Annotated in this window: 1 protein-coding gene; it reads left to right on the plus strand. The window is 65.8% G+C overall.

Annotated elements, in window-relative coordinates; translation table 11 throughout:
- Positions 1 to 19 precede the first annotated feature (19 nt).
- Positions 20 to 2,398: a phosphoenolpyruvate synthase gene (gene ppsA, locus RSA25_RS19360; RefSeq protein WP_332810449.1), complete on the plus strand. Its 2,379-nt coding sequence runs from the start codon at positions 20 to 22 to the stop codon at positions 2,396 to 2,398.
- Positions 2,399 to 2,792 lie beyond the last annotated feature (394 nt).

Raw genomic sequence — 2,792 nt, forward strand, 5'->3', positions numbered from 1 at the left:
GCCAAACGGAGCATCGCGCTTGAACGAGAATATCCTGTGGTTGCACGAACTGCGCCTGGCCGACCTGGCCCGCGTAGGCGGCAAGAATTCGTCGCTTGGCGAAATGATCGGCAATCTTGCCGGTCTGGGGGTGTCTGTCCCCGGCGGGTACGCAACCACCGCTGAAGCCTTCAAGGACTTCATCGCGCACAACGATCTTTCCAAGCGTATTTTCGACAAGCTGGCCACGCTGGACGTGGAAGATGTCGCCGCGCTGACCGCGGCCGGCAAGGAGATCCGCAGCTGGGTCATCGATGCCCCGCTGCAGCCGCAGCTGGACCAGGACATCCGCAGCGCCTACAGGCAGCTGTGCGACGAGAACGGCGGCGGCGACGTGGCCGTGGCGGTGCGCTCCTCGGCCACGGCCGAAGACCTGCCCGATGCGTCCTTCGCCGGCCAGCAGGAGACCTTCCTCAACGTGACCGGCGCCGACGATGTCGTGCACAAGGTCAAGGAAGTGTTCGCCTCGCTGTACAACGACCGCGCCATCGCCTACCGCGTGCACCACGGCTTCAAGCATGAAGACGTGTTCCTGTCCTCGGGCGTGCAGCTGATGGTGCGCTCCGGCGTGGGTGCCTCGGGCGTGCTGTTCACCCTGGACACCGAGTCCGGCTTCCGCGACGTGGTGTTCGTCACCGCCTCGGTGGGCCTGGGCGAAATGGTCGTGCAGGGCGCGGTCAACCCCGACGAGTTCTACGTTTACAAGCCCACTCTGAAGGCGGGCAAGCCGGCGATCCTGCGCCGTTCGCTGGGCAGCAAGGCCATCCGCATGGTCTATTCGGACGTGCCCGGCGAGCGCGTGCGCACCGAGGACACCCCGGCCGAGCTGCGCAACACCTTCTCCATCAGCGACGAGGACGTGCAGGAACTGTCCCGCCAGGCGCTGATCATCGAAGAACACTACGGCCGCCCGATGGACATCGAGTGGGCCAAGGACGGGGTGAGCGGCAAGCTGTTCATCGTGCAGGCGCGTCCGGAGACGGTGAAGTCGCGTGGCCATGCCACCCAGATCGAGCGCTTCGCGCTGAGCCAGAAGGACGGCAAGGTGCTGGCCGAGGGCCGCGCGGTGGGTGCCAAGATCGGCGCCGGTACCGCGCGCGTGGTCAAGTCGCTGGACGACATGGCCCGCGTGCAGCCCGGCGACGTGCTGATCGCCGACATGACCGATCCCGATTGGGAGCCGGTGATGAAGCGCGCCTCGGCCATCGTCACCAACCGCGGTGGCCGTACCTGCCACGCGGCGATCATCGCCCGCGAGCTGGGCGTGCCGGCCGTGGTCGGCTCGGGCAATGCCACCCACCTGATCCAGGACGACCAGGAAGTGACGGTCAGCTGCGCCGAAGGCGACACCGGCTTCATCTATGAAGGCAAGCTGGCGTTCGAGCGCACCACCACCGACCTGGGCAACATGCCGCCGGCGCCGCTGAAGATCATGATGAACGTGGCCAACCCGGAACGTGCCTTCGACTTCGGCCAGCTGCCGAACGCCGGCATCGGCCTGGCCCGCCTGGAGATGATCATTGCCAGCCACATCGGCATCCATCCCAACGCGCTGCTGGAATACGACCGCCAGGACGCGGCGACCCGGAAGAAGATCGACGAGAAGATCGCCGGTTACGCCGATCCGGTCAGCTTCTATGTCGGCCGCCTGGCCGAAGGCATCGCCACCCTGACCGCCTCGGTGGCCCCGAACCCGGTGATCGTGCGCCTGTCGGACTTCAAGTCCAACGAGTACGCCAACCTGATCGGCGGCACCAACTACGAGCCGCACGAAGAGAACCCGATGATCGGCTTCCGCGGCGCCAGCCGTTACGTCGACCCGAGCTTCTCGGCCGCCTTCGCCCTGGAGTGCCAGGCCGTGCTGCGCGTGCGCAACGAAATGGGCCTGGACAACCTGTGGGTCATGATCCCGTTCGTGCGCACCCTGGAAGAAGGCCGCAAGGTGGTCGAGGTGCTGGAGCAGAACGGGCTCAAGCAGGGCGAGAACGGCCTGAAGATCATCATGATGTGCGAAGTGCCGTCCAACGCACTGCTGGCCGATGAGTTCCTGGAGATCTTCGACGGCTTCTCGATCGGCTCCAACGACCTGACCCAGCTGACCCTGGGCCTGGACCGCGATTCGTCGATCGTGGCCCACCTGTTCGACGAGCGCAATCTGGCCGTGAAGAAGCTGCTGTCGATGGCGATCAAGTCGGCACGGGCCAAGGGCAAGTACGTGGGCATCTGCGGCCAGGGGCCGTCGGATCACCCGGACCTGGCCGAGTGGCTGATGCAGGAAGGCATCGAGTCGGTGTCGTTGAACCCGGACACCGTGGTGGACACCTGGCTGCGGCTGGCCAAGCTGAAGGCCAACAGCTGATACGGCTGGGTGCTTGAACGACAAACCCCCGCGGATGCGGGGGTTTGTTTTTTGGGGGGGGGGCGGTGTTGGGGTGTGATGCCGCGCGGGGTGGTATTGCCGTTGGGTGTTTTGATGGCGGATGGGCTGCGTTGCCACGCATGGCGTGGCACTACCGTGGGGTGCCGTGATGGTCGGCGGGCTGCGTTGCCACGCATGGCGTGGCACTACCGTGGGGTGCCGTGATGGTCGGTGGGCTGCGTTGCCACGCATGGCGTGGCACTACCGTGGGGTGTCGTGATGGTCGGTGGGCTGCGTTGCCACGCATGGCGTGGCACTACCGGTGGGCGGCCGCGTTCGGGTAGAGCCACGCCATTGATCTGACCCCCGGAAGTTGGACACCCATTCAATAGCC

It is taken from the genome of Stenotrophomonas sp., from assembly GCF_036662295.1.
In the GTDB taxonomy this organism is placed as follows: Bacteria; Pseudomonadota; Gammaproteobacteria; order Xanthomonadales; family Xanthomonadaceae; genus Stenotrophomonas.